This window comes from Hydrogenobacter sp. T-8 (assembly GCF_011006175.1).
GTDB lineage: Bacteria > Aquificota > Aquificia > Aquificales > Aquificaceae > Pampinifervens > Pampinifervens florentissimum.
The window spans coordinates 1,215,876-1,240,033 of sequence record NZ_CP048795.1; the positions used below are offsets into that span (position 1 = coordinate 1,215,876).

General features: G+C 45.5%; 29 protein-coding genes and 1 tRNA gene. 13 read left to right on the forward strand and 17 right to left on the reverse strand.

The features are described from left to right. The first annotated feature begins 1 nt into the window (after window position 1). On the forward strand, window positions 2–571 hold the full coding sequence (locus G3M65_RS07125; protein WP_173833890.1) for a hypothetical protein: 570 nt from the start codon (window positions 2–4) through the stop codon (window positions 569–571). After that, window positions 568–1,056 carry a hypothetical protein gene (locus tag G3M65_RS07130; RefSeq protein ID WP_173833891.1) on the forward strand — a complete coding sequence of 163 codons (489 nt, stop codon included), beginning with the start codon at window positions 568–570 and terminating at the stop codon, window positions 1,054–1,056. Before G3M65_RS07125 ends, G3M65_RS07130 begins: the two co-directional genes overlap by 4 nt. Here G3M65_RS07130 and G3M65_RS07135 read toward each other — a convergent pair. From G3M65_RS07135 to G3M65_RS07175, 9 genes are read right to left on the reverse strand one after another with little or no spacing between them, the layout of a single operon-like run. After that, window positions 1,014–2,738: a sensor histidine kinase gene (locus G3M65_RS07135; protein ID WP_173833892.1), complete on the reverse strand. Its 1,725-nt coding sequence runs from the start codon at window positions 2,736–2,738 to the stop codon at window positions 1,014–1,016. The genes G3M65_RS07130 and G3M65_RS07135 overlap by 43 nt on opposite strands. Continuing rightward, entirely contained in the window at window positions 2,735–3,403 is a 669-nt protein-coding gene (gene phoU, locus G3M65_RS07140) for a phosphate signaling complex protein PhoU (protein ID WP_173834691.1), read from the reverse strand. Before phoU ends, G3M65_RS07135 begins: the two co-directional genes overlap by 4 nt. Window positions 3,404–3,454: 51 nt before the next feature. Continuing rightward, window positions 3,455–4,231 carry an ABC transporter ATP-binding protein gene (locus G3M65_RS07145; RefSeq protein ID WP_173833893.1) on the reverse strand — a complete coding sequence of 259 codons (777 nt, stop codon included), beginning with the start codon at window positions 4,229–4,231 and terminating at the stop codon, window positions 3,455–3,457. Then, window positions 4,228–4,899 (reverse strand): molybdate ABC transporter permease subunit, encoded by a 672-nt coding sequence (gene modB / locus G3M65_RS07150; protein ID WP_497707017.1) that lies wholly within the window; start codon window positions 4,897–4,899, stop codon window positions 4,228–4,230. The genes G3M65_RS07145 and modB overlap by 4 nt, the downstream gene beginning before the upstream one ends. After that, entirely contained in the window at window positions 4,896–5,654 is a 759-nt protein-coding gene (gene modA / locus G3M65_RS07155; protein ID WP_173833894.1) for a molybdate ABC transporter substrate-binding protein, read from the reverse strand. The genes modB and modA overlap by 4 nt, the downstream gene beginning before the upstream one ends. After that, a complete protein-coding gene (locus G3M65_RS07160) occupies window positions 5,651–6,637 on the reverse strand; it encodes a substrate-binding domain-containing protein (protein WP_173833895.1) in 987 nt (328 codons plus the stop codon). Before G3M65_RS07160 ends, modA begins: the two co-directional genes overlap by 4 nt. 41 nt (window positions 6,638–6,678) lie before the next feature. Beyond that, window positions 6,679–7,461 carry a sulfite exporter TauE/SafE family protein gene (locus G3M65_RS07165; protein ID WP_173833896.1) on the reverse strand — a complete coding sequence of 261 codons (783 nt, stop codon included), beginning with the start codon at window positions 7,459–7,461 and terminating at the stop codon, window positions 6,679–6,681. Beyond that, the gene (locus G3M65_RS07170) at window positions 7,458–8,111 is read right to left on the reverse strand and encodes a septal ring lytic transglycosylase RlpA family protein (RefSeq protein WP_173833897.1); all 654 of its coding nucleotides are present in this window, start codon (window positions 8,109–8,111) and stop codon (window positions 7,458–7,460) included. The genes G3M65_RS07165 and G3M65_RS07170 overlap by 4 nt, the downstream gene beginning before the upstream one ends. Next, complete coding sequence (locus G3M65_RS07175) at window positions 8,108–8,998, reverse strand: bile acid:sodium symporter family protein (protein WP_173833898.1); 891 nt, start codon at window positions 8,996–8,998, stop codon at window positions 8,108–8,110. Before G3M65_RS07175 ends, G3M65_RS07170 begins: the two co-directional genes overlap by 4 nt. A 17-nt stretch (window positions 8,999–9,015) precedes the next feature. Between G3M65_RS07175 and G3M65_RS07180 the strand changes: the two genes are divergently transcribed. Together G3M65_RS07180 and G3M65_RS07185 are read left to right on the forward strand one after the other, a co-directional pair. After that, entirely contained in the window at window positions 9,016–9,837 is an 822-nt protein-coding gene (locus G3M65_RS07180; RefSeq protein ID WP_173833899.1) for a peptidylprolyl isomerase, read from the forward strand. Next, window positions 9,780–10,622 (forward strand): SurA N-terminal domain-containing protein, encoded by an 843-nt coding sequence (locus tag G3M65_RS07185; protein ID WP_173833900.1) that lies wholly within the window; start codon window positions 9,780–9,782, stop codon window positions 10,620–10,622. Before G3M65_RS07180 ends, G3M65_RS07185 begins: the two co-directional genes overlap by 58 nt. Here G3M65_RS07185 and G3M65_RS07190 read toward each other — a convergent pair. From G3M65_RS07190 to G3M65_RS07210, 5 genes are all read right to left on the reverse strand, one after another. Beyond that, a complete protein-coding gene (locus tag G3M65_RS07190) occupies window positions 10,587–11,384 on the reverse strand; it encodes an HAD-IIA family hydrolase (RefSeq protein ID WP_173833901.1) in 798 nt (265 codons plus the stop codon). The genes G3M65_RS07185 and G3M65_RS07190 overlap by 36 nt on opposite strands. Beyond that, entirely contained in the window at window positions 11,381–11,623 is a 243-nt protein-coding gene (gene minE / locus G3M65_RS07195; RefSeq protein ID WP_173833902.1) for a cell division topological specificity factor MinE, read from the reverse strand. The genes G3M65_RS07190 and minE overlap by 4 nt, the downstream gene beginning before the upstream one ends. A 2-nt stretch (window positions 11,624–11,625) precedes the next feature. Beyond that, a complete protein-coding gene (gene minD, locus G3M65_RS07200) occupies window positions 11,626–12,414 on the reverse strand; it encodes a septum site-determining protein MinD (protein WP_173833903.1) in 789 nt (262 codons plus the stop codon). Next, the gene (gene minC, locus G3M65_RS07205) at window positions 12,415–12,990 is read right to left on the reverse strand and encodes a septum site-determining protein MinC (RefSeq protein ID WP_173833904.1); all 576 of its coding nucleotides are present in this window, start codon (window positions 12,988–12,990) and stop codon (window positions 12,415–12,417) included. Window positions 12,991–12,998: 8 nt separating this feature from the next. Further along, window positions 12,999–13,074, reverse strand: a tRNA-Asn gene (locus tag G3M65_RS07210). 48 nt (window positions 13,075–13,122) lie between these two features. Between G3M65_RS07210 and G3M65_RS07215 the strand changes: the two genes are divergently transcribed. Continuing rightward, window positions 13,123–14,268: an FtsW/RodA/SpoVE family cell cycle protein gene (locus G3M65_RS07215; RefSeq protein ID WP_173833905.1), complete on the forward strand. Its 1,146-nt coding sequence runs from the start codon at window positions 13,123–13,125 to the stop codon at window positions 14,266–14,268. On the opposite strand, the gene G3M65_RS07220 is transcribed toward G3M65_RS07215, so the two are convergent. From G3M65_RS07220 to gltA, 3 genes are read right to left on the reverse strand one after another with little or no spacing between them, the layout of a single operon-like run. Next, window positions 14,202–15,146, reverse strand: coding sequence for a glycosyltransferase family 9 protein (locus G3M65_RS07220; RefSeq protein WP_173833906.1), 945 nt, complete (start codon window positions 15,144–15,146; stop codon window positions 14,202–14,204). The two genes, G3M65_RS07215 and G3M65_RS07220, sit on opposite strands and share 67 nt — an antisense overlap. After that, complete coding sequence (locus G3M65_RS07225; RefSeq protein WP_173833907.1) at window positions 15,143–15,571, reverse strand: DUF4878 domain-containing protein; 429 nt, start codon at window positions 15,569–15,571, stop codon at window positions 15,143–15,145. The genes G3M65_RS07220 and G3M65_RS07225 overlap by 4 nt, the downstream gene beginning before the upstream one ends. Further along, window positions 15,568–16,995: an NADPH-dependent glutamate synthase gene (gene gltA / locus G3M65_RS07230; RefSeq protein ID WP_173833908.1), complete on the reverse strand. Its 1,428-nt coding sequence runs from the start codon at window positions 16,993–16,995 to the stop codon at window positions 15,568–15,570. Before gltA ends, G3M65_RS07225 begins: the two co-directional genes overlap by 4 nt. Window positions 16,996–17,117: 122 nt before the next feature. Between gltA and G3M65_RS07235 the strand changes: the two genes are divergently transcribed. Genes G3M65_RS07235 through cysM form a run of 8 tightly spaced genes read left to right on the forward strand, consistent with a single transcriptional unit; the run spans window position 17,118 to window position 24,145 of the window. Continuing rightward, complete coding sequence (locus G3M65_RS07235; RefSeq protein ID WP_173833909.1) at window positions 17,118–17,549, forward strand: rubrerythrin family protein; 432 nt, start codon at window positions 17,118–17,120, stop codon at window positions 17,547–17,549. A gap of 57 nt (window positions 17,550–17,606) precedes the next feature. Continuing rightward, a complete protein-coding gene (locus G3M65_RS07240; RefSeq protein ID WP_173833910.1) occupies window positions 17,607–18,896 on the forward strand; it encodes a heterodisulfide reductase-related iron-sulfur binding cluster in 1,290 nt (429 codons plus the stop codon). Window positions 18,897–18,905: 9 nt separating this feature from the next. Then, entirely contained in the window at window positions 18,906–19,268 is a 363-nt protein-coding gene (locus G3M65_RS07245) for a nucleotidyltransferase domain-containing protein (protein ID WP_173833911.1), read from the forward strand. Next, on the forward strand, window positions 19,268–19,591 hold the full coding sequence (locus G3M65_RS07250; RefSeq protein WP_254426250.1) for a nucleotidyltransferase substrate binding protein: 324 nt from the start codon (window positions 19,268–19,270) through the stop codon (window positions 19,589–19,591). Before G3M65_RS07245 ends, G3M65_RS07250 begins: the two co-directional genes overlap by 1 nt. After that, window positions 19,588–21,309 (forward strand): selenocysteine-specific translation elongation factor, encoded by a 1,722-nt coding sequence (gene selB, locus G3M65_RS07255; protein ID WP_173833913.1) that lies wholly within the window; start codon window positions 19,588–19,590, stop codon window positions 21,307–21,309. The genes G3M65_RS07250 and selB overlap by 4 nt, the downstream gene beginning before the upstream one ends. Next, complete coding sequence (selA, locus tag G3M65_RS07260) at window positions 21,297–22,634, forward strand: L-seryl-tRNA(Sec) selenium transferase (RefSeq protein WP_173833914.1); 1,338 nt, start codon at window positions 21,297–21,299, stop codon at window positions 22,632–22,634. The genes selB and selA overlap by 13 nt, the downstream gene beginning before the upstream one ends. Window position 22,635: 1 nt before the next feature. After that, the gene (locus G3M65_RS07265; RefSeq protein WP_173833915.1) at window positions 22,636–23,193 is read left to right on the forward strand and encodes a precorrin-2 dehydrogenase/sirohydrochlorin ferrochelatase family protein; all 558 of its coding nucleotides are present in this window, start codon (window positions 22,636–22,638) and stop codon (window positions 23,191–23,193) included. Window positions 23,194–23,200: 7 nt separating this feature from the next. Beyond that, window positions 23,201–24,145 (forward strand): cysteine synthase B, encoded by a 945-nt coding sequence (gene cysM, locus G3M65_RS07270; RefSeq protein ID WP_173833916.1) that lies wholly within the window; start codon window positions 23,201–23,203, stop codon window positions 24,143–24,145. Window positions 24,146–24,158: the final 13 nt, after the last annotated feature.

The window sequence follows — 24,158 nt, forward strand, 5'->3', positions numbered from 1 at the left end:
CATGGTCTGTATAACCCATCTTGAGCTATGTCCTTATTGCAAAAGGATAGCACTTAGGGTTTGTGAATATGAGGAGCCCTATCCAAGAGTGGAGGCGGAATGCCAATGCTGTGGCTACAAGGCTTATGATGTGCCTATGAGGCTGACACAGGAAGACTTTAGAAGCATATTGGACAAGCTGGGAAGAAAGCTCATAGGAGAGGTTTGCATAGATGACCGGTGCGGTTCTACCAAGGTGATAAGGCTTATAAAGGAAGGTAGTTATGCGGAATACCGTTGCCTTGAGTGTGGCTCGGAGTGGAACAGCGATGAGGTGCAAAAAGCTATAGATAGGGTAAAAAAGGTGCAGGGTGGTTTAAGGAACGGAAACAGGCTTATGGAACTTCTTAAGGCTGGAGAAGGTGAATGCCCCCTCTGCGGATGGGACATAGGTCATATGCATGTGGGATATGCGGTCTCCATTGAATGCTTTGTCTGTGGCTATCATACAGATACAAGGGAGGTCCTACCTCAAGTAGACCCCTCAAGCCTTGAGTGTCCTGAGTATGAAAGGTCGGAGGAGACAGGTTGAGAGTTCCTCATCAGGAGTTTATAAGGTATGAAAACTGGAAGGAGCGGTTTCTAAAAGACTACGAACTTATAAGCTCAAGGGATGTGGACAGATTGGCACAAGAAATTTCCAGCCTGTATCCTCAAAGGGAGGAAAGGCTTCTCAAGGCCCTCATCTCCATGTATGTGGGAGGCTACGAAAAGAGGGTGGAAGACCCAGAGGTGCGTTATTGGACCAACTGGGCGGGAATAAAGACCTACAAGACCTTCAATGGCTTTCCACAACTTTCAGATATAGAGCTTGCATTTGTCTTCTATGCCATGGGTAAGGTCTTTGTCCCTCTCCTTTTGCACGAAAGAGGTGTAAAGTCTGAAAGCTTTAAAAGCCTAAGCCCAGAAGACCAAGAGAAGGCGGTAAAAGAGGAGTTAGAGGTCGTATGGGAAAACCACCTCATAAGAGTTCTTCAAATACTGCCCTTTCTCGGACTTAGTTCCACAAGCATATAAAAGCCATCTTTGCTTGGAAGAGCCCTGACACTCCAACCATGTAGCTCCGCTATATGCCTTACTATGGCAAGACCAAGACCCATACCCTGTGGGTTTTCCGAGTGGTATGGCATGAAAATGAGCTCTTCTTTTCCTTCCTCTATACCCACCCCATCGTCTTTGTAGATTATCATGTTCTCTTTTAACTCAACCCACACCCTCTTTGCACCCCACTCAAGGCTGTTGTTAAAAAGATTGAAGAACATGTCCCTTAATAGCCTCTCGTCACCTGCCACCTTCAAAGAGCCATATACCTCTATGGAAAGACCCTCATAGAGCCTTGAGACCTGCCTGAGCAACTCTCCCAAGTCCACATCCTTAAACTGAGGCTCTGTATCTATGGAGAGACTTCTAAACTGGTCAATGGTCTTCTTGACCCTTTGAATCTCTTGGAGCATAAGCTCAGCCATCTGTGCCACACGCTCCATATCGCACTGACCCCTTTGCAGAGACCTTATAAGCCTTTCAAGGTTTAGACTTATGGGTGTGAGAGGGTTTTTTATTTCATGGGCTATTCTCTTTACCGCCATCTGCCAAGTTTTAAAGCGTTCCGCAAGAATAACCGCCTCAAGGTCTTCGTAAACCACGACCTTTCCAAGCTCAAGCTCAATAAGGCTTTGTCTTACGTTGCTTTTCTTTGCAAGCTCCTCGTAGGTTTTGTTATGAAACCTTTCCCCATCCTTTGATATAAACACTATACCCACAGGTAGGGCATCAAAGAGGGTCAAAAGAATTTCCTTTTCCTTGTTTAGCCTTTGGTATAACGCCTTTAACTCCTCTTTCATCCTTAGAAAACTGCTTGCAAGTTCTTGCACCTCGTCTCCCGTTTGAGGCACTTCTACATGAACTTCAAAGTTCCCCTTTGCTAACTCGCCAGCCTTTTGTGAAAGCCTTTCAAGAGGTAGGCTAATGTATCTTGCAACGAGATTGCCAAACCATACCGCAGAAAGAAAGGAAACAAAACCCGCAAGCACTATAAAGTATATGTATATGCCACCTATTATGTCCCTTGCCTTTACCATATTCCTTAACTCACCTGCGGTCTGGTATATGTAATTGACTAAGGAGTTAACTTCTGAATCCCTTCTTATACTTACACTGTAGCCATCAATACACAACACAGCCATTTCTTCCTCAAGGCTTTCCTCGCAGTTTGGATTTTTGATAACCCTAACACCCTCCAAGGCTTCAAGCACCTGAGGTTCCACACCCTTTTCCTTTAAAAGCTCTGCAATTTTCCTATAGTCCTCTATTTTCTTCTTCTCCTCCTCCTCTATGAGAAGTTTTAGACTTTCTGACCTTCTTGCCACCTCCTTTAACTGCCCGCTCACAAAGGACTTGGTGGATTGCAGGAGTATAATGGAGGTTGCTACGTTAAGAAATATAAGAGGCGTTATAATGTAGAGCAAAAGGCCTGTGGATAGCTTACGCCTTAGTGGACCCTTTCTACCAGTGAGGTATGTTTTTATAAACTTTCTAAAAAATATAACAAAGACCACAAAGAGGATAAGAAGGTCAAGGTTTATAACCAAAAGCACAAGTGGATAGCTTATACCCCATATTTGTCTGAGGTTGTCTAAAAAGGCTATGTTTATGAGGATAAAGACAGAGAGAAAAAGGAAAAAGGCAAGGTAAAGCCTCAATGCATTTCCTTCTCCTTAATGTGCTGGTGCTTTACCACCTCTCCCTCAGACCAGTATATGGTCATCTCCGCTATGTTCTCCGCATGGTCCGCCATCCTTTCAAAGTGCCTCGCTATAAAGGAGAGGTGCATAGACCTCTTTATGTTTCTCGGGTCTTCAAGCATGTAGGTGATAAGTTCCCTTTGCACTTGATGGTATAGCTCATCTACCATATCATCCCTTTCTATGACCTTTTTGGCAAGGCTTATGTCCCTTTGGAAAAAGGACAGCACCGCATCCTCTATCATGCTTTTCACATTTGCAGCCATAAGGGTTAGGTTTACATAGGGTTTTAATGGTGGCTCTTGTGCCAAAAGTATAGACCTTTCCGCTATGTTCTCCGCCTCGTCCGCAATCCTTTCAAGGTCAGACACTATCTTGTATATACCCATTATGAGCCTTAGATCTACCGCCTCTGGCTGATATAGGGCTATCATCCTTATACACCTTCTCTCTATCTCCACCTCCATCTGGTCAATCTGGTCATCTCCCTTTATGACCTCCTCCGCAAGCTCCACGCTTTGCTTGTTTAGAGACTCTATCGCCTTGTCCACAGCCTCCTTGACAAGACCTGCCATCTTTAAAACAAGGTTCTTTGTCTCCTCAAGCTCCTGAAAAAGTTTCATCATGACCCTCCATTAATTATAGTATTTTAATGACCTTTTGTTAAGATTTTGTTAAAGGCTTTCTTTGTCTACTCTCATCTCCACAAGTTTACCCTCAAGTTTAAGGGTAAGTATGACCTCTCTGTGGTTTTCTCTTTTGCTTACAAGGGTTGCCTGAGCGTCCGCTAATATCCTTTGAGGTTCACCCTCTTCCACTATCTTTCCTTTGTGTATTTTTATCACCCTGTCTGCGAGCCTTAGGGTTTCTTCCTTGTCATGGCTCACCATTAAAGCGGGTATTGATGCATTTCTTTGGAAGTTCCTTAGCTCTTTTTGAAGTTCAAGCCTTAGTTCTGGGTCAAGGGCAGAAAGAGGTTCATCAAGCAGTAAAACCTTTGGCTCTTTTGCAAGGGCTCTCAAAAGGGCTACCCTTTGCTTTTGACCTCCAGAGAGCTTGTCAGGTTTTTTGTCCTTTAGACCCTCCAAGCCAGCCATCCTGAGAAGTTCTATAGCTCCGTCTTTGTCCTTTTTTCTCATTCCATACATAACATTTTCAAGCACCGTCATGTTGGGAAAAAGGGCATAGTCCTGAAAGACAAAGCCCACGTTCCTCCTTTGAGGTGGCAGGTTTATCCTTCTCTTTGAGTCAAACCAAACCTCTCCATCTACCTCTATATAACCCTCTTCTGGTGTTTCAAGCCCTGCTATACATCTCAAAAGGGTTGTCTTTCCACTACCAGACTGTCCAAGAATAACGAGAAATTCCGTGCCTTTTACTTCAAGCTCTGCGTCAAGCCAAAAATCTCCATCAAAGCCATGCAGGAGCTTTTTTACCCTTGCTCTTATCACAGGCTCCACCTCCTGTTAATGGCGTATAGCATGGCAAGGCTTATAAAGGAAGCTACGAAAAGAAGACCTGCATAAACGTGTGCGGTCTTGTAGTCTATGGCTTCCACCGCATCGTATATGGCTATGGATACCACACGGGTTTGTCCCTCTATGTTTCCACCTACCATCAAAACCACACCAAACTCTCCTATGGTGTGGGCAAAGGATAACACTATGCCAGTAAGCACAGAAGCCTTCATGTTGGGAAGTATCACTCTAAAGAGGGTCTGAACTTTTGACTTTCCAAGAGTCCAGCTGGCTTCTATGATGTTTCTCGGCACGCTTCTAAAGCCAGAGGTAAGTGGATGCACCATCATAGGCAGGCTGTATATGACAGAGGCTATAACTATACCCTCAAAGTGGAATACAAGCTGATAGTCAAACAGCCTATACCATACAGAGCCTATAATGCCGTTTTTACTCAAAAGCAGTAGAAGGTAAAAGCCCAAAACTGTTGGTGGCAGGACAAGAGGAAGGGTAGCCAGAGCTTCTATAACAAGCCCCAGCTTGCTTTTTGTGTAAGCGAGGTAGTAGGAGAGTGGAACGCCTATTATAAGTAGTAATATGGTGGTCCATATGGAAAGTTTTACCGTAAGCCATATGGGAACTGGGTTTATCTCCGCCATCATTTTACTTCACCTGGCAAGACAAAGCCGTATTTGACGAATATTCTTCTTGCCTCTGGAGAGCCTATAAAGTCGTAGAATCTCCTTGCGTTTTTAACCTTGCCTCCCTCCTTTGTAATGCCGTAGCCTTGTTCAAGCCTTTCGTGCTTATCCTCTGGAATTAGCCAGTATTTACCTCTTGCCTGCAGTTCAGGAGCAAGTGCCAATGATAGTGCTATTATCCCAATGTCTGCCGCACCTGAGTATACAAAGCTGGCGGTCTGAGATATGTTTTCTCCAAGCACAAACTTGTTCTTTACCCTATCAAACACACCATAAGCCTCAAGAGCTTCCTTTGCTGCCCTTCCGTAGGGTGCATGCTCCCAGTTGGCTATGGCTATCTTCCTAACTTTCGGGTCAAGTAGCACTTCTGGAAACTTAGAGGGGTCAAGAGGAGAGTCCTTTGTGGTCCAAACCACTATCCTACCGATGGCGTATAGCTTTGGTTCCGTTATTATATGTCCTTCTTTGTAGAGCTCTTCCACATACTTCATGTTGGCAGAAAAGTAGATGTGAAAGGGTGCACCAGCTCTAACCTGTGCGTAGCCCTTTCCAGAGGAGCCAAATACAAGCTCCACTTTGTCCTCTGGATACTTTTTCATATAAAGGTCTGCGACCTCTTTTAGGGCATACTGCAGGTCCGCTGCTGCAAAGACCCTTATGAGCTCCGCATGAGCAAGGCTAAAAAGCCCAAGAAGTAGGAAAAGCAGTGTCCTCATAGTAAAACCTCCTCAAGGGATTTTTTTTCATAACCCGGTAGGTAAGAAAGTAAGCGTGTGTGTCTTTTGCCTTTGAGAAAGTCAACAACTCTAAGAAAGTTTCTGTCTTCTTCTAAATCCGCTTTGTAGCAGAGGCAGTAATCCTCCCACTTTACACCCAAGAAGCTAAGTCCATACTCAAGGGCATAGGCTTTTGTGGTAATCCCCACATCACCAAAGCCTTCCATTAGGCTAAAGGCTATCTTTTCATGACCTCCAGAGACAACTCTGAAGTTTTCTATTGCCATGTCCTTTCTTAACTCTTCAAAGACCTTCCTTGCACCGCTTCCTTCCTCTCTTGCAAGCCAAAGTTTGCTCTTTAACTCCTGAAGAGAATACTTTTCTCTAACCGCTATACCTTCTTCCCAAGAGAAGAGCTTTACAACCTTATATCCTCTACCAAGAAAACTTCTTGCCAGCCTTATGTTCTCTTCAAAACTTCCCATGTGGACACCTGCCATATGAATAAAACCATCTTTGAGAAGCTCAAGAGCCTTCTTGCTTGGAAGGTTTATAACCAAGAGCCTTATTCCCTCTTCTCTGAGGGCTTTTGAGAGGAGTTTAAAGGAAGGGTCGCAACCCGCAAAGGTGTATGTGGGTAGAGTTTGTCTATTGAACCACTCCGCTTTGCCTTCTTTGAAATAGCCCTCTGGGCAGTCTTCCGCCTCTGACAGGTTTATTGGAAAGAGAACTCTCCTCTCACTTACCTGATAACTAACAAAAAGCCCTTCCTTAAAGCCCAAAAAGGGGACAAACTCTTCCTCTCCAAAAAGTTCCTCTACCGTGCATCTTAGAGCCTTGGCAAGCCTTAGAGCATAGTCTACAGAGGGTGTAGCCTTTCCAGACTCTATGGCACTTATGGTAGTCCTTGGAATGTTTGTTATCTTAGATAGCTCCTCCTGAGACAAGCCAAGCCTTTGACGCAGTTCTTTGACCCTGTGCATGACAATAAATTGTATCTTAATGACAAAAAATTGTCAAGAGGTTAGTGCCTCCAGACCTTGTAGGCGGATATGAGTAGGATTAGCACGAGCAAAATTCTTAGCAGGCTTTCAGGGGCTATACCCAATAGAAGGCTTCCACCCACATAACTGCCTGCCATTGAGCCAAGAACCATAAAAAGCACAAAGCTATGGTTTTCCTTAAGGACAAGGAAGCTCTTATCTCTGCTGTATCTGGCAAAGGCGGATATCATAGTGGGCATGCTAACCATAAGGGATAGGCTTCCTGCCAGTTTTAGGTCAAAGCCATAGAGGAGAACAAAGGTGGGTATGAGAAGCTCACCACCTGCCACCCCCATAAGTGCTGCTACAACACCTATGAAAAAGCCTGCAAACAATGCCAAGAAGATAAGGAGATAGCCATGGGGTTTTGGCAAAGCGTTGTTTAAAATATAGCCTTCCACAAAGAGGACGAGGGCAATAAAAAGGAGAAGGAGTGCGATGGTTTTTTGGAGGGTCTTTGAGTGCACCTTTGTTGCCCAGTCCGCAGCAACCCATGCACCAATAATACTTCCTGCCAAAAGATTAAGCACAGCAGACCAATACCCTAAGAGAGTCTGAAGGGGGATAACTTCAAGCCTTGAGAAGAAACTTGAGGACACCACCACAAGACTTATGGCTTTGTTTATTATCACCGCCTGAAGGGGCAAAAAATGAAAGAGGCTAAGAAGGAAGGGAAGTCTGAACTCCGCACCACCGAGCCCAATTAGACCACCAAGCAGAGCCACGAAAAAACCCACAAGAAAGGAAAGGATGTTCCTCTTCATTCTCCACATCTTAGCACAAGGGCTTGAACTTCTACAACTCCATCTTTGAGCATATCTAAATCCCTTGCAGCGGAATAGGAAAGGTCAAGGACTCTTCCAGGCTTTAGTGGACCTCTGTCTATGACCTTTACGACCACTTCTCTACCGTTCTTGAGGTTTTTTACCCTAAGGAGGCTTCCCAGTGGCAAGTCTGGGCTTGCGACATAGTAGCCATGCATGTCATACCTAATTCCATAGGTGGTTTCTCTACCATGGTAGGCTTCTGCGTAATAACTGGCAAGACCTTTTATCCTTGCAGGGCATGTTCTTCTGTCATCTACTCCGCATCTTTGAATTTCAAGCCTTGCTGGGAAGGGTGCATCTCCGAGAATATTTTTAAATCTCTCAGGAACACATATGCCTTTTATGTCTTCTCTTCTGAAAACCGCTATAGTTATGCTTTTGCCAGTGGCTGTGTTAACTACCCTTACTCTGCTTCCGCTTTGAACCAAATTGCTGTATGCTCTATCTCCTGTGCAGTAAAAGCCTTCAGTCCACAATACCTCAGGGCAGTTAACCCTTAGCTCACCACTCATTCCTGTAGACCTATCCTGCACCACCACAGAACAGGAAGAGATAAGAAGTAAAAGAACGAGTAAGAGTATTTTCATAGCCTTCTGAATATGATAGACAAAATTAGTCCGTTGAGGTTTTGCATAAGGCTAAAAAAGGCACCGGGAAGGGCGGACTCTGGAGGGAAGTATCTGAGGGCGAGGACTGTAGCCAAGCCAGAGTTTTGCATCCCCACCTCTATGGAAAGGGTTTTGGCATAAGTTCTGTCAAAACCTACCACTTTTGCAAAGATGTATCCAAGAAGAAAACCCAAAAGATTGTGAAGCAGGACGAGTATAAAAACTTGCATAGAAAGCTCCTTGAGCCTCTCTGAATTGACAGCAAAGACGGTGGCGATTATAACTCCTATAAAGAACACCGCAAGGTATGGTAGTAGGGTCTCAAGATGCCTAATCCTTGGGAAAACCCTTCTTATAAGGATACCTGCCACAACTGGTAAGAGGACTATTAAGAGAAGGTCTAAGACCATGGAAGCTAACGGCAGGTCAACCCTCTTGCCTATAAGCGTATAGGTAAGAAGGGGTGTCATTAGGGGAGAAAGGAGAGTAGAAAAGGTTGTCATGCTCACAGAATAGGCAAGGTTTCCACCCGAGAGGTAGGTTATTACATTAGAAGCGGTGCCGCCGGGAGCAGAACCAACCAAAACAGAGCCATACATAATCTTCTCATCAACTCTGATTAAAATAGCAAGGATGTATCCTAACAAGGGCATTATGGTAAACTGCAAAAGCCCAGCGTATATTATTCTCAAGGGCTTTCTAAACACCTCGTAGAACTCCTCACCTCTTAGTGTTAAACCCATGCTTAGCATAATAAGGGCGAGAAGATATGGAATAGCTGGCTTTAGCTGTGAGAAGAGCTCCTTTACATAAAACCCTAATAGGCTAAAGGTAATTAGCACACCCAAAGTTATAACCGCCTGCATACTGCTATAATATACCCATGAAGCTGTTGATTCTGGTTATCTTCATACTTAACATTGCCTTCACCAAAGTGGTAGCGCGCATAGATAAGGAGCAAATAACCTCCACCGAGGTCCAACAAGCCTTTAATGCATACTGGAGGGAAATACTACATTTACCCATAGCAAGAGCTACACGCAGAGACCTTCAAGAGTTTCTTGTAGAGTATGTAAGAAGCAAGATAATACAGATGGAAGCCAAGAGGATGGGGATATCCGTTAGCCCGCAGGAATTTGAGGAGTATGTGGAAAGGCATGTAGGTAGTAAGCGTCTAAGTGATGTAGCGAAAGAGCTTATAACTACAGAGATACTAAGCCAAAAAATAATAAGCAGGATGGCAAAAGACCTTGACGTTAAGGAGGGACAGATAACCGCATACTATTACCTTAACCTAAGGGATTTTAAACTTCCCGCTCAAGTTCTCTTGGAAAGATACACAACAAGTAGCCTTGATACCGCTAACGAGGTATATTACAGCCTTTCAAGAGGACAGGTTGTTAGAGATGTGGAAGCAAGGGTAGGTCAGCCCATGTGGTATTCTATCCAGACATTACCAGAGATAGTAAGACGCCAGCTGTATCCCTACGAAGTAGGCAAGACCACAAGACCTATAGAGGTGGGTGAAAGCTACGTTGTCTTTAGGGTGGCGGACAAGAGGGGAAGTGGTATAATGCCCCTTGAGGAGGCAAAACCCATAGTAAGAGAAAAGCTCCTTAGAGAAAAAAGGCAGGAGGTGTTCCGGAGATGGTTTCAGGAGGTCTCAAAAAGATACTCGGTGGAGTTTTACTTTGGACAACTTTGAGCTTTTCTGCGGTTCTTGTGGACAAGGTGGTAGCTTCTGTAAACTCAGAACCAATACTTGAGAGCGACATTAAGATGGGTATGCTTTATTATGCGACCGCAGATAGAAAGCAGGTTCTGGATAAACTCGTAAATGATATGCTTTTCTATCAGTTCCTCGTGGGAAGAGGACTGCAGGTTCCTCCTGAACTTATAGAGGAGGCTATCCAGAATATTGCAAGAGCAAACAGAACGTCCCTCGAGGGTATAGCCCAAGAGCTGACAAAGGAGGGTCTAACCCTTCAGGACCTAAGAAGGTTCTTAGAGAGAGAGCTTTTAGCTACACAGGGGCTTAGTGCCTTCCTTGAGAGGGAGGTTAAGGTTTCCGATGTGGAGCTTGAGTTGGAAAAGCTAAAAAGTGGTAATGTAAAGGTGGTCAGAGACATAGAACTCCTTGTAATAGACAGAAAGGATGAGGGAAAGTTAAAGGCTACCTTTAACCCTGAAAAGCCACTTGAAATATTAGCTAATGAAATGGGCTTAAACCTGGAAAGGTTAAGGGTTGGAAAGGGTGAATTGGTTGATGATCTGGACAAAGAAGTCTGGAAGGCAAGCCCAGGACAACTTGTGTTCGCAGAAGACAAAGACCATATATACATAGCAAAGGTTATAGCTCAGGGGGAGCTAACTGAAGGTAAAAGCCCAGAGGAGCTGAGGCAGGAGATACTTCTTAGGAAGATAGAAGCCAGAAGACAGGAACTTCTTGAGAGGCTAAGAAGAAACAGCTTTATAAAGATAATCCAGTAGTTCTGAGAGGCTATCAAAAACCAAGTCTGGGGTAAAGCTCACCTTTGATAGCTCTTCCTTTTTGTATTTACCCGTAGTCATAAAAACCGTTTTTATACCGAGCTCCTTTGCACCCACAAGGTCTGTGTATATATCGTCGCTTACCAAATATACTTCACTACCCCTTAACCCCTCAAGGGCGTATCTTATAAACTCCTCAGAAGGTTTGCCAAGATTAGGTAGAGCCTCGTCATATTTAGAAGCATGAGCTATAGCTGTAGCAATTGACCCTGCTCCCGGAAAGTAAAGCCCATCATCGTCCTTTACAATTCTACTTAAATTTATGGGAATTAGCTTAGCACCTTTTAGAAAAACCGCAGAGGTGGCAATTTTTAGCTTGTTAAAGTCAAGGTTTCTATCTTGTCCTATCACTACCGCATCCACCATATAGTCCTGAGCTACCTCAAAGCCAAGAGTTCTTATGTATTCTTCTACCACAGGCATGCCTATAAAGAAGAGCCTCTTTACACCTTGAGCTTTAAGGTAGTCTCCAAGGATGGACAGGGGTGAAATAAATTCCTCCTTTTGAAGTTCCACACCTTTCCTTTTTAGTTCTTCTATTAGTTTATCTGGCGGTCTTGTGGAATTGTTAGAAACCACTCTAAAGGGAATGTTCAGCTTTCTTATGTTTTGTAGGAATTCAACGGTGTCCTCAAAGGGGTTCAAAGCCTTATCCTTTACTAAAACTCCGTCAAGGTCAAGGAGTAAAACTGGCAACTTCATTGCTTAAAGGGTATACTAATCCAAAGCTCATCAAAATCGTCTTTGTCTTTTCTTATATCTACTTCTATCTTGTTAACTTCAAACTGTGGATATTTGGAAAACACTGATATAAGGTCATCCTTAAGTCTATCAACGAAGTTGGGTGGAAGACCTTTTCTTTCATAAGATAAAACAAGAGTAAGTCTTCTCTTTGCCTCATCTTTGCTCTTACCTCTGTTGAAGAAAAGGTCCCATATCATACCTATCTCCCTAAGAGCTTTTCAATAAGCCCCCTCTTCTCTCCATAGCGGACCATAGGAACATCCTCACCCTCAATCCTTTTTGCCATATCTATGATAGCCTTTGATGCGTTATAGTCCTTTGACAGAACTATAGGTTCACCTCTGTTGGTAAAGTCCACAAGTTTTGGTTCTTCTGGCACTATACCTATGGGTTGGGCTTTTAATATGTCCACTATGTCTTCCACTGAGAGCATCTCGCCCTTTTTCACACTTTCCCACTTTATCCTGTTTATGACAAGGTAGTATTCTTTTTTACCCATGTTTTCTAACAGTCCAATTATCCTGTCCGCATCCCTTATTGAAGAAACTTCAGGATTTACCACTACAAGTGCTTTATCTGCTGGCAAGGAAGCTATCTGAAAACCCTGCTCTATACCTGCAGGGGAGTCTATGAATATGTAATCGTATTCGCCAGACTCTTTCACCCTGTTTATAAGGTCAACCCACCTGTCTCTGTCTATGGCATCCTTATTTCTTGTCTGGTTTGCGGGGAGTAGCCACAGGCTCAGCCCCCTTTTATCTTTTACGAGAGCCTTGTGAAACTCCACCCTACCCTCAAGCACATCAAGCACATCATAAACTATTCTGTTCTCAAGCCCCAGTATCATATCAAGGTTTCTAAGTCCTATGTCCGCATCCACCGCAAGAACTTTTTTTCCAAAACTTGCCAAAGCAACGCTGAGATTGGCTGTTATGGTGGTTTTACCTACGCCTCCCTTTCCAGATGTAACAACAAAGACTATACTCATCTATACCCTCTCAAGTATTATATTACCATCTTCAACTTTTGCAATTTCAGGATAGCCTGGGGATTTTCTTTCCTCTTCGTTTAATATGGCTACTTTTTTACCTATTCTTATCTGCTGTGGTTCCATTTCCAGGGCAACTACCACCGCATCTTCATCTCCCAAAGCTCCTGCTATGGCAATGCCTCTTAGCTTACCCATCACTATTATGTTTCCAGTTGCCACTACCTGTGCGTCCTTATTTACATCTCCAAGCACCAAAATATCTCCGTTGTGTTCCACCCTCTGACCAGACCTAAGGTGTTTCTGAACTACCATTAGCCTTTCCCTTTTTGTGTCTCCCAAACCTGAAAGACTAAGCTTCTTTACGCTTTTTATATTTCTCTCTGTAAGGGCTTTTTCTATTTTTTCAATTTCCTCCTTCTTAAGCAAACCCTTTCCATCTATTAGCACGTAGCTACCTTCAAAGAGTTTTGAGGAAAGTTTCTGCTCTATCTCTTCTACGAGAGAGTTTACATTTTCCCCTTCTTTTATTTCTACCAACACAACGGGAAGGGTTATTCCTCTTATCTCTACCATGTTTTTATTGGCTCCGGGGGAGGGACTCGAACCCCCAACCTGACGGTTAACAGCCGCCTGCTCTGCCGGTTGAGCTACCCCGGATTCATAGATATATTATACACCTCTTTTACCCTTTGGTATACTTTTATCGTGCTGAAAAACTGGGATGGGTGGATAGTCTTTAGCCTCTTAGCCTTATTTTTAATAGGAGAAACTGTCATAATCAGCGTGAACGTGGTTCCATATCTCGTGGACTCTTATCAAAAGCTGAGCCTATACAAAAAGCCACTCCTTCAGTTTATGGTTTTCTCCATAGGCTTTCTGCTGGCAAGCCTTTTGGCAAGACTGGACTACAAAAAATATATGAGTGGGGCTATTCCCTATCTGATTTCCCTTATCACTATCCTGAGCCTTCTTTTTGTTTTTATAAAAAAACTCTTAACCGGCAGGTCTGTGGACAGGTGGCTTTTCGGGGGTAGCATACAACCCCTTGAATTTGCCAAAATTGCACTTGTTGTGTTTTTTTCCTATTACATAGTTCGTAAGGGAAATCTTAGACAGTGGAGACATCTCTTCTGGGCTCTGCTTTTTCCCTTGTTTATAGCTCTTTTACTTCTTGCACAACCTGACAAGGGTGGAGCGGTTTTTATACTTCTTATGACTGCCCTTATGGTTTATGTAGGTGGTGTTCCAAAAAGGGTTTATCCTCTTGTGTTCCCTCTGTTTTCTCTTATGGTTTACTACATACTTACCTCAAAAGGCTATGTGGCGGAAAGACTTTCCGCATGGAAAGATCCCTTTTTAGACCCAGAAGATAGCGGATATCAGATAATACAGTCCCTTTATGCACTTGCAAGAGGTGGTTTTATGGGTGTGGGTGTGGGTCAGGGGCTTCAAAAGATGGGTTCTTTGCCAGCTTCAGACACGGACTATATAATCGCAGTCATTGGAGAGGAGATGGGCTTTCTTGGGATTTTTGTGGTTATAGTCCTTTATGCCATATTAGTGGGAAGGTTGCTATGGTATGCCTTAATGGCAAAGGAGCATATGGAGAAACTCTTGCTTTTTGGAACTGCCACGAACTTTGCCCTGTCCTTTCTGTGGAACCTTGCCATGGTCTCAAACCTTATACCCCCCAAGGGCATAGCCCTGCCCTTTGTAAGCTATGGACCCTCTAATCTTTTGGCTTCTCTCCTGTTTCTTGGCATAGCCCAGTCTGTCATAAACCATCAAGAAAGAAGTCTTTCAAGCCCCCTAAGAACATCATCCACACCCACCATACTTAAGCACGCTTGAGTCCCTGTCCTACATACCTTAGGGTTTGGTGAGCAGGGAGAACAATAAAGCTCAGGTTTAACATAATCACCTATTAGAGGGTAAAAGCCGTAATCTGGAGAGGTTGCGGTATATACACTAAGGGCTGGTATGCCAAGGGCGTTGGCTATATGCACTGGCGATGAGTCGCAGGAGACGACCCCTTTGGAGAGGCTTATCACCGCCATAAGCTCCCTTAGGGAGGTCTTGCCCACGAGGTTTAAAGAGCTTGTCTTATCAAAGATTTCAGCCCTGTGCCTATCTCTTTCTGTCCCAACCACTACCGAGGGTATTCCGAGCCTTTTGACAAGCTCTACCCATCCTTCAAGGCTCCATTCCTTTAACCTAAAGTTGGAGAAGGGAGAGAGCACTACAAAGTCCTCTGGAAGTTTAAATTTGTCTTTAACCTGCCCTTTTTCCTCCTCTAACACAGAGAGGTATGGCATTCTTTCAAAGTTCTTTATACCCAGAGGTCTCAAAAGTTCAAGGTTTCTGTCCACCTCATGGAGTTCCCACCTGTGTCTTACGGTGTGCGTGTAAAGCCACCTTAGCTCTGACCGGTCAAAGCCAACCCTCATTGGCACGCCGGCGAAAAAGAGTATGAGGGCGCTCCTTGCGGATATGTGAGGGCTTATGGCCACATGGTAATCCCTTATCTTCTCCACTATTTCAAAGCTCTCCCACAGCCCTTTGTCAAAGGTGATAAGCTCCACGTCCAATCCTCTTAGTAAATCCCTAATAAAGCTCCTGCCCACGAAGGCAATACGGGAAGATGGGAAGGTTTTTCTAAGGGTTCTTATAAGGGGTGTGGCAAGCACCACATCCCCCAGATAGGCTGTCTGCCATATGAGTATGTTCATTTAATGCCCGAGATGCTGGCTATCCTCCACCTCTTTTCGTCCTTTATCACTATAAAGGTGAAAATCTTCTCAACACCCTCTTTGTCCACGACCTTCACTATGACCTCCGCATGCTTGTCATCTATCCTGCTTGCATCAAGCACCTTTATCTTCTTTATGTTCTCCCCCATAGAGGACAGAAGACAGGCGAGCACTTCTGATGGCTTCATCTCTGTAAGCTGAAGAGGCAGTTTTACATCCTGCACAAGGGCATCCCTGAAGGGTGGATAAAGGAGCTTTACCGCTTCCCTGCCTTCCCCATCCCTTATGTTTTCAATAAAATCCTTTACTATGCTCTTTGCGGACTTTTCTGGGTTTTCTTCGCAAGACTTGAAAACAAAAAAGGCAAGGAGCACCGCTCCAACTGCGATGGCAACCTTTTTCATAGCCTTACCTCCTCTATGAGAAATTTATGGATTGCTTGTGCGGACTTTCTGCCTTCTGAAAGAGCTCTGACCACTGTGTCTCCCCCATTTACCGCATCACCTCCTGCAAAAAGACCTTTTATAGAGGTTCTAAAATTCTCATCCACTTTAATAGTTCCCCATTTTGTAAGTTCAAGACCCGGCATGTCTTCATAGGCTATGGGATTAGCCTTTTGACCTATGGCGAATATTACAGAATCGCACTCAATAACGTGCTCTGAGCCTTCCACCGGCACAGGTCTTGGTCTTCCACTCTCGTCTGGCTCACCCAAGGTCATCTTTATGCACTTGAGACCTACCACATTACCCTTGTCATCCCCTATTATCTCTATAGGTTGAGTGAGCCAGTGTATTATAGCACCCTCTTCTGAGATGTGGTCCCACTCCTCTTGGCGAGCGGAAGAGGTTTCCCTTGTTCTTCTGTAAACCACATGGGTTTCCACACCAAGCCTAAGAGCGGTTATGGCACAGTCCACTGCGGTAAAGCCACCACCTATTATGGCGGTTCTTTTGCCAAGGTTTACCGGTGTTCCACTTTGAGGGAACAGGTCAGCTCTTACAAGCCCAACCCTTGTAAGCACCTCTATGGCAGAATAGACCCCCTTAAGATGGTCTCCTCTTATTCCCAGAGAACCCCTGCCCGCACCCACACCCAAAAAGACCGCATGGTATCTTTCCAAAAGTTCCGATAGCTTTATGGTTCTTCCTACCACGTAGCCAAAGAAGAACTTCACTCCAAGCCTTTCAAGCCTTTTTATTTCCCAATTGAGAAGGTCTCTTGGAAGCCTTGCATGAGGTATGCCATATGCCATCACACCACCAGCCTCTGGTAAGGCTTCAAAGACATGAACCTCATGCCCCCACTTGGCAAGGTCGTAAGCACATGCAAGCCCCGCCGGTCCTGCACCCACCACTGCTACCCTGTAGCCTGTTAGCTCCGCCCTCTCCGTGTCCACGTCAAGACCTGATATTCTTATAAAATCTCCCACGAACTTCTCCAAAGCACCTATGCTTACAGGTAGCCCCTTGTTTTTCCTTCCACGAACCGTATCGTAGTATAGTATGCATGAGCCTTCACATTGCCTTTCTTGAGGACATATCCTTCCGCATATGGAGGGAAAGGGGTCTGTTTCTACTATCTTTTTGTAAGCTCCAAGAAGGTCTCCTTCTGTTATCTTCCTTATAAAGCCTGGTATATCCACATTTATAGGACAACCCTTTATACACCTTTGGTCCGCATCCTTGCAAAAGAGACATCTTTGTGCTTCGTCGAGGGCAAGGCTTACCGAGTAGCCAAAGGCGTATTCTCTAAAGGTCTTTACCCTCTCTGAGGGTGGCATGAGTGGCTCTGGGTTTCTATCCTCGTATCTTATACGCTTTGCCATAGGTAAATAATTATATGCATAAAGGCTGAAACTTGGTGAGAGCTCTTGCAGACACCCCTTGACAAATGAAAAAAGTTTGCATATAATATGTATAACCAAAAACCTTAAAGGAGGTGTTAACCATGAGCAAGAGCCTGCAAGGCACAAAGACCCTTGAGAACCTAAAGCATGCCTTTGCCGGGGAATCCCAGGCAAACAGAAGGTATCTCTACTTTGCCAGAAAGGCGGACATTGAAGGCTATCCAGACATAGCCAACATCTTCAGAGAGACCGCAGAGGGTGAAACTGGCCACGCTTTCGGACACATTGAGTTTATGGAAAAATACGGCGGTGGAGACCCAGCCACCAACATGCCCATAGGGACCATGGAGCAGAACCTTGAGGCGGCCATAGCTGGAGAGACCTACGAATACACAGAGATGTATCCTGGCTTTGCAAGAGTGGCGAGAGAAGAAGGCTTTGACGACATAGCGGAGTGGTTTGAGACCCTTGCAAGGGCAGAAAAGTCCCATGCAGGAAGGTTCCAGAAGGCTTTAGAGTCTCTGAAGGGATAATCCTTCACTTATGGGGGCTTTGCCCCCCCCTCCTTAAAGACATAAAAGGAGTATGTCATGCAAGAGCTTGCCCTTGGTGGAGTAAAGGATTTTGAATTCAACATTAAAGACCCCAACTTTCTCAACGAAGAGGCTCTGTGGGAAGAGGCAAAAAGGGTCTACTCCAAATGTAAAGACTGTAGGATGTGTGTCACCTACTGTCCATCTTTTCCAGCCCTTTTTGATGCAGTGGACAGACATGAGGATGACCTGCAAAAGCTCTCAAAAGAAGAGCTTGCCCTTCCCTTAGAGCTTTGTTTTCACTGTAAGCAGTGCTACTTTAAATGTCCCTACACACCACCCCACGAGTGGAGGATAGACTTCCCTCACCTTTCTCTGAGGTATAAGGTTTGGAAGTTTAAAAACAAGGGTGCAAAGCTCACAGACAAACTCATGCTAAATACAGACCTTGTGGGCAAGCTCTCCGTGCCCTTTGCCCCGGTGGTAAACAAAGTAAATAACATACCCACCTTCAGAGTGGTTATGGAAGGGCTTATGGGCGTTGACAGAAGGGCAAAACTGCCACCCATAAACTCAGAGACTTTTGTAAGCTGGTTTAAGAAGAACAGAAAACCCGTAAGGGGAGAAAACGGCAAGGTGGCACTATTTTACACATGTCTTCTCAACTACAACTACCTTGAGCGGGGCAAAGCCCTTCTTAAGGTTTTTGAGAAAAATGACATATACGTGGAGATTCCGGAACAGCAGTGCTGTGGCATACCCTTTTTTGACATTGGCGATATAGCATCTGCCACAGAAAAGGCAAGGTTTAATGTGCAAAGGCTTAAGCCCTATGTGGATGCGGGTTTTGACATAGTGGTCCCTGTGCCTACCTGTGCCTTGCAGATAAAGTATGAATATCCCTTGCTACTACCTGACGACCCAGATGTGAAGGCAGTTTCAGAAAGGGTCTACGATGTGCATGAGTATCTTTTTAGGCTACATCAGGAAAAGAGGTTCAACAGGGACTTTAAGGTTTCTATGGGAAGTATAGCATACCATATACCCTGCCACCTTAAGTCTCTCAATGTGGGATACAGAGCCTTGGCTCTTATGAGGCTTATACCCAACACAAAGGTTCAGCTAATAGAGAGATGCTCAGGGCATGACGGGACCTTTGGGGTGAGAAAGGAAACCTTTGACATGTCCATAAAAGTCGGCTCAAAGCTCTTTGAGGACATGAAAAACTCTGGTGCGGACCTCTATGTGTCAGACTGTCCTCTATCTGGAAATCATATAGAGCTAATGACGGGCAAAAGGGTTTACCATCCCCTTGAAGTGCTTGCCATGGCATATGGTGAGGACTAAGATTTCTCTGTGGAGGGTAGAAGATACCTTGAGCTGATAGGTAAGGCTATAGAGAAGGCTTTGGACAGGGAATGCCTTGTGGTTTTCTTTGGTTCTATCCTAAGGCAGGATTTTGGCAGAGGTTCGGATATAGATGTGGCGGTCTTCTGCTCAAAACCTCTTAAGGGTCACGAATATGGTCGTATACTCTCTGAGTTTGAAAAGCTCCCCATCCTTAGAGATATAGACCTTGTGGACCTGTGGTGTGTAAATTCGCCAGAGTTTCTGAGTAAAATACTTGAGGAGGGTTTCATTTGGAAAAGCTCAGAAGGGCTTATGAATCTTTTGAAAGAGCGTTTAGAAGATTTGAGGAGGTTAGAAACCAAAGCCTGATGAGTTTTTTCAGCGAGGAGTTCTACACGGAGGTGGTAGTAAAACGCTTTGAGTATACCTACGAATCACTCTGGAAGCTCACAAGGGAGTTCCTAAGGTCAAGGGGCTTAGAGTGCTACTCTCCGAGGTCTTGTTTTTTAGAGCTTCTTAAGGAAGGGCTTGTTTCTCACTCACAGGAGCAACTTCTGAGCGAGCTTATACAGATAAGGGATAGACTTGTTCATGTTTACGATGAGGAGGAAGCCAGAAGGCTCAGGGAAAGAGTGCTAAAGGAGGACATACACAACCTTTTTGCTGAGCTTCTGCTCAAGCTAAAGCCATGAGATACTTTCCTTTGGGTGTTGCAGGGCATGTGGACCACGGGAAGACAAGCCTTGTGAAAGCCCTTACCTCCATAGACACGGACAGGCTACCAGAGAAAAAAAGAAGGGGCATGAGCATAGACATAGGTTTTGCCTTTTTGGACTTTCCCGAGAGGGCTTTGCGAGTGGAGGTGATAGACCTACCGGGGCATGAGAGGTTTATAAAGAACGCCATATGCGGGCTTGCTCCCGTGTGGGGGCTTTTGCTGGTAGTGGACGCAGGAGAGGGGGTTATGCCTCAGACGGTAGAACACTTAAGGCTTGCAAAGAGTTTTGGTATAGAGGAGGTCCTCCTTGCTCTTACAAAGGTTGACAGGGTAGACGCAGACACGGTAGAGCTTGCAAAGGAGGAGGCTCTACAAAGTCTAAGGGAAGAGGGTATTGAGGTCTACGGGGTTTTCCCCGTGTCTGCCCTAACTGGCTACGGGGTTGAGGGTCTAAGGGTAAGCATTGGGGCCTACGCCCAAGAGAGGCTTAGGAGCAGGGAAGATGAGCTTTTCAGGTTTTTTGTGGACTCTGCCTTTAGCGTGAAGGGGTATGGGACGGTGGTGAGGGGCAGTTGTGTCTCTGGAAGGCTAAGGGAGGGTGATAGGTTGACCCTTGAACCTCTTGGAAAGGTGTGCAGGGTGAGGAGCATGCAAAACCACGGGGTTTTTGTAAAGGAGGGTAAGGCAGGCGAAAGGCTTGCCATAAACATCCCTGAGTTGGAGCCAGAGGAGATAGAAAGGGGCTATTTCTTGGTCAAGGGCATAAGGTCCTCCAGCAGGCTTATAGTTACGCTTGAAGGAAAAGCCCCAAAGGGCATGGGCTTTCTCTTTCTTGGCATGCGCGAAGTATCTTTTACGCATGCACACATACAAGAAGACATATACTTCCTTAGGCTTTCTGAGCCTGTGCCTGCGGTGAGGGATGACAGGGGTCCGGTGTTGAGCTCCTCGGGGGAGTTTATAGGCTCATACCGTGTGCTTCATCCCATGCCACTAAGAGCCTCCAAGAAGTTCATAAGGGAGAGGCTTGGCTTGCTCCTGGAGAGCCCAGAGGAATACTTACTCCTTGAGAGGGGAAAAAGGGGGCTAAGCCTTGAGGAGCTCTTTTCCTTTTATGGCAGGGCGGTGCAACCGCCAAGGTATCCAAAGGCAGGAAACCATTTTTACCATCCAGAGCTTCTCCTAAGCCTGTCTCAAAAGACTGTGGAGCTTGTCTCCTCAAGGGGTGGTGCCCTTCCTCTCGCGGAGCTTCTTTCCAAGCTAAGAGTGCCTCAGGAGCTTTTGAGCCTTTTATTGGAAGATGCGAAGGATATAAGGGTGGTCGAAGGCTATGTGCTGGACACCAAAAGGGCAAACCTACAAGAACTTGAGGGCTACAGGAAGTTAATGGGGCTTTTACAAGAGGGCATAAAGGAGGAAAGAGAGCTCCAAGCCTACAAAGAGCATCTCTCTCTGGCGGTAAGAAGGGGCGTGGTATACAGCCTTGGGGATTATCTTTACATATCAAAGGCTATGTTTGAGGATTATGTGAACAAACTAAGAACCCTTGGAAAAGAGTTCACACTGCAGGAGGCAAAGTCCCTCCTTGGGCTTAGCAGGAAGTATCTTATCCCTCTTTTGGAGCATATGGACAGGCTGGGTATAACAAGAAGAGAAGGAGAAAGGAGGGTATTTGTGAAATGGATGCCTTGAGGCACATACCACAGGTTTCAAAGCTACTACAAGATTTCAAGGACTATCCACAGGAGCTGGCAAAGAGGGCAATAAGGGAAGTGTTAGAGCAAGTCCGGAAGGAGATAAGGGAGGGCAGGAGAAAAAGCCTTGAAGACCTAAAGGACCTCATAGAGAGAAGGATAAAGGAACTATTTAGCACAAGCCTAAGAAGGGTTATAAACGCCACAGGCGTGGTGATAAACACGAACCTTGGTAGGTCTCCCCTTGCACGAGAGGTGGCGGACTTCATAAGAGAGATAGCCATAGGCTACTCAAACCTTGAGTATGACCTTGAGAAGGGAGGAAGAGGCTCAAGACTAAGTCATGTGGAAGGGCTTTTGAAAGACCTCACCGGTGCGGAGGGGGTTCATGTGGTAAACAACAACGCAGGAGCGGTCTACCTTGTTTTGAACACCTTAGCCTTTGGCAAGGAAGTGGTAGTCTCAAGGGGCGAGCTTGTGGAGATTGGCGGGAGCTTTCGCATTCCAGATATTATGAGGGCGTCGGGTGCAAGGCTTGTGGAGGTGGGCACCACCAACAGGACAAGGCTCTCGGACTACGAGAGAGCCATAAGCTCGGAGACTGTGCTTCTTATGAAGGTGCATAGGAGCAACTTCTACATGGAGGGCTTTGTGGAAGAGGTCCAGCCAGAGGACCTACTAAGGCTGGGGCTTCCCCTTTATTACGACATGGGGAGCGGTAGCCTTCTGAACCTGAGGGAACTGGGTATAAGAACGCAAGAGCCAAGTTTTGTAGAGGGTATAAAGAGGGGTATTCATATACTCTCTGGCAGTGGAGATAAGCTCCTTGGTGGACCTCAAGCGGGTATAATCTTGGGGAAAAGAGAATTCATTGAAAAGATAAAGAAAAACCCCATGAGTAGGGCTCTTCGCATTGACAAGCTCACCCTTGCGGGGCTTGAGATGACCTTGAGGTTATACATAAGAGGAGACTATGAGAAAATACCCACCCTTCGCATGCTTTTGCAGAAACCCGAGGAGATAAAAAGGAGAGCCCTAAGGCTCTCAAGAAAGCTCAGGTCGTTGGAAGGGTTTGAGATAAGGTTGGTCAGGGAAGTTTCTCGTTGCGGTGGCGGTGCCCTGCCAGAGCTGAGCTTAGAAACCTACTGTCTTGGTCTTAGGCATAAAGGTTTAAGCCCAGTGGAGCTGGAGAAAAAACTCAGGAACTCAGACCCATCCATTATAGCAAGGATAAAAGATGACATGGTGCTTTTGGATATGAGAACTGTGGAGGACAGGGACCTGACGGATATTTTGAAGGCTTTAAAGCTCTTGGAGGTTTGATATGCCATACTTTCCTATGTTTGTAAACCTTGAAGGCAAAAGGGTGGTAGTGGTAGGTGGTGGTAAGGTGGCAAGCAGGAAGGTGGAAAAACTCCTACCCTTTGAGCCGAGGATTAGAGTTATAGCACCCCAAATTACACACTACATCCATAGCCTTGCAAAGGAAGGAAAAATAGAGCTTTTAAAAAGAAGGGTAAGGCTCAAGGACTTAAAGGACGCTTTTATGGTTATAGTGGCTGTGAATGACCTGAGGCTTCAGAAAAAGATATATGGCTTTTGCGTAAAAATGGGAATACACTGCAATGCGGTAGACAGCCCAGATTTTTGCACCTTCCTATTTCCAGCCCTTGTGGTAAGGGGTAACCTTGTTATAGGGGTATCCACATCAGGCAAGGCACCAGCCTTGTCCGCAGGTATAAGAGAGTTTATTGAAAATAGACTTCCGGAGGGTGTTGAGGAACTTCTTTCGGAGCTTGAAAACTTGAGACGGACTGTACCAGAAGGCAAAGAAAGACAGGAAAAGCTAATAAGGCTCGTAAGGCATAAGCTTGGCTTATAATCTTTCTGTGTGGGTTTTGGGTCAGCACGACGAACCTTACAGAAGGCTTAGAAACTCTATCCTCAATCTTGTGGGCAACACGCCTCTTGTGAGGCTCAGAAAAATCATTCCACCGGGGGTTTCTCCAAAGGTGGAGATATACGCCAAGTTGGAAAGTTTCAATCCAGGTGGTTCTGTAAAGGACAGACCAGCCCTTAGTATGTTTCTGGACGCTATGGAAAGGGGACTTCTCAAAGAGGGCAAGGTGGTTATAGATGCCACCTCTGGAAACACGGGCATAGCCCTTGCCATGGTGGGTGCTTGTCTTGGTGTGCCTGTGGAGCTTGCCATGCCCGCCAACGTGAGCGAAGAGAGAAAAAGAATAATAAAAGCCTACGGTGCAAAGGTCTACTTTACAGACCCTTTGGAGGGCACGGACGGTGCCATACTCTTTGTGAGGGACAAGGTGAGCAAAGAGCCAGAGAAATACCTCTACCTTGACCAGTATAACAACCCTGCCAACTGGAAGGCACACTTTTATTCTACGGGCATTGAGGTATGGAACCAAACGGGGGGAAGGATTACGCACCTTGTGGCAGGCATAGGCACGGGCGGGACCATCATGGGCACGGGAAGAAGGCTAAAGGTATACAATCCAGAGGTTCAGATAATCGGCGTCCAGCCTGCCTATCCCTTTCATGGAATAGAAGGGCTAAAGCACATTGAAAGCTCTATAAAGCCCGGCATTTTTGACGAAACCTTTCTGGACAGGACCATATTCGTAGAGACAGAACCCGCCTATGAGATGACCAAAAGGCTTGCCAGAGAGGAGGGCATACTTGCAGGTCAATCCTGTGGTGCAGCACTGCACGCAGCCCTCCAGCTGGCTAAGGAGCTGGAAGAGGGCGTTATAGTGGTTATCTTCCCCGATGGCGGGGAGAAGTATCTTACCACCGCACCCTATAGAGATTGATTTAAAATATTTT

Coding starts and splice junctions, on each gene's coding strand:
- G3M65_RS07125 (WP_173833890.1), top strand. CDS start 2: ATGGTCTGTATAACCCATCTTGAGCTATGTCCTTATTGCAAAAGGATA.
- phoU (WP_173834691.1), bottom strand. CDS start 3,403: ATGAAACTTTTTCAGGAGCTTGAGGAGACAAAGAACCTTGTTTTAAAG.
- modB (WP_497707017.1), bottom strand. CDS start 4,899: ATGATGGCGGAGATAAACCCAGTTCCCATATGGCTTACGGTAAAACTT.
- modA (WP_173833894.1), bottom strand. CDS start 5,654: ATGAGGACACTGCTTTTCCTACTTCTTGGGCTTTTTAGCCTTGCTCAT.
- G3M65_RS07160 (WP_173833895.1), bottom strand. CDS start 6,637: ATGCACAGGGTCAAAGAACTGCGTCAAAGGCTTGGCTTGTCTCAGGAG.
- G3M65_RS07165 (WP_173833896.1), bottom strand. CDS start 7,461: ATGAAGAGGAACATCCTTTCCTTTCTTGTGGGTTTTTTCGTGGCTCTG.
- G3M65_RS07170 (WP_173833897.1), bottom strand. CDS start 8,111: ATGAAAATACTCTTACTCGTTCTTTTACTTCTTATCTCTTCCTGTTCT.
- G3M65_RS07175 (WP_173833898.1), bottom strand. CDS start 8,998: ATGCAGGCGGTTATAACTTTGGGTGTGCTAATTACCTTTAGCCTATTA.
- G3M65_RS07180 (WP_173833899.1), top strand. CDS start 9,016: ATGAAGCTGTTGATTCTGGTTATCTTCATACTTAACATTGCCTTCACC.
- G3M65_RS07185 (WP_173833900.1), top strand. CDS start 9,780: ATGGTTTCAGGAGGTCTCAAAAAGATACTCGGTGGAGTTTTACTTTGG.
- G3M65_RS07190 (WP_173833901.1), bottom strand. CDS start 11,384: ATGAAGTTGCCAGTTTTACTCCTTGACCTTGACGGAGTTTTAGTAAAG.
- minE (WP_173833902.1), bottom strand. CDS start 11,623: ATGATATGGGACCTTTTCTTCAACAGAGGTAAGAGCAAAGATGAGGCA.
- minD (WP_173833903.1), bottom strand. CDS start 12,414: ATGAGTATAGTCTTTGTTGTTACATCTGGAAAGGGAGGCGTAGGTAAA.
- minC (WP_173833904.1), bottom strand. CDS start 12,990: ATGGTAGAGATAAGAGGAATAACCCTTCCCGTTGTGTTGGTAGAAATA.
- G3M65_RS07220 (WP_173833906.1), bottom strand. CDS start 15,146: ATGAACATACTCATATGGCAGACAGCCTATCTGGGGGATGTGGTGCTT.
- G3M65_RS07225 (WP_173833907.1), bottom strand. CDS start 15,571: ATGAAAAAGGTTGCCATCGCAGTTGGAGCGGTGCTCCTTGCCTTTTTT.
- gltA (WP_173833908.1), bottom strand. CDS start 16,995: ATGGCAAAGCGTATAAGATACGAGGATAGAAACCCAGAGCCACTCATG.
- G3M65_RS07235 (WP_173833909.1), top strand. CDS start 17,118: ATGAGCAAGAGCCTGCAAGGCACAAAGACCCTTGAGAACCTAAAGCAT.
- G3M65_RS07240 (WP_173833910.1), top strand. CDS start 17,607: ATGCAAGAGCTTGCCCTTGGTGGAGTAAAGGATTTTGAATTCAACATT.
- G3M65_RS07250 (WP_254426250.1), top strand. CDS start 19,268: ATGAGTTTTTTCAGCGAGGAGTTCTACACGGAGGTGGTAGTAAAACGC.
- selB (WP_173833913.1), top strand. CDS start 19,588: ATGAGATACTTTCCTTTGGGTGTTGCAGGGCATGTGGACCACGGGAAG.
- selA (WP_173833914.1), top strand. CDS start 21,297: ATGGATGCCTTGAGGCACATACCACAGGTTTCAAAGCTACTACAAGAT.
- G3M65_RS07265 (WP_173833915.1), top strand. CDS start 22,636: ATGCCATACTTTCCTATGTTTGTAAACCTTGAAGGCAAAAGGGTGGTA.